The organism is Acinetobacter geminorum (assembly GCF_013009345.1).
GTDB lineage: Bacteria > Pseudomonadota > Gammaproteobacteria > Pseudomonadales > Moraxellaceae > Acinetobacter > Acinetobacter geminorum.
This window is the reverse complement of the sequence record NZ_JABELE010000065.1, coordinates 1-262: the sequence shown is the minus strand read 5'-3', so window position 1 is coordinate 262 and position 262 is coordinate 1. Positions and strand designations below refer to the sequence as shown.

Annotated in this window: 1 protein-coding gene; it reads right to left on the bottom strand. The window is 65.3% G+C overall.

Features of this window, described 5'->3' with window-relative positions:
• A partial coding sequence (locus HJG58_RS18710; RefSeq protein WP_170249808.1) for a GDP-mannose 4,6-dehydratase occupies window positions 1-262 on the bottom strand: 262 nt, incomplete at both ends.

Sequence of the window (262 nt, the reverse complement as noted above, 5' to 3'; positions counted from 1 at the left end):
CATGTCGCGCACGGTGGTAGTGACACCGGTGGCCACCACGTAGTCGTCGGCCTTGTCCTGCTGCAACATCAGCCACATGGCTTCGACGTAGTCCCCGGCAAAGCCCCAGTCGCGCTTGGCGTCGACGTTGCCCAGGCGCAATTCCTGCTGCTTGCCGAGCTTGATGCGGGCCACCGCGTCGGTAACCTTGCGCGTGACGAACTCGATGCCGCGCAGCGGCGATTCGTGGTTGAACAGGATGCCGCTGGAGGCGTGCAGGCCG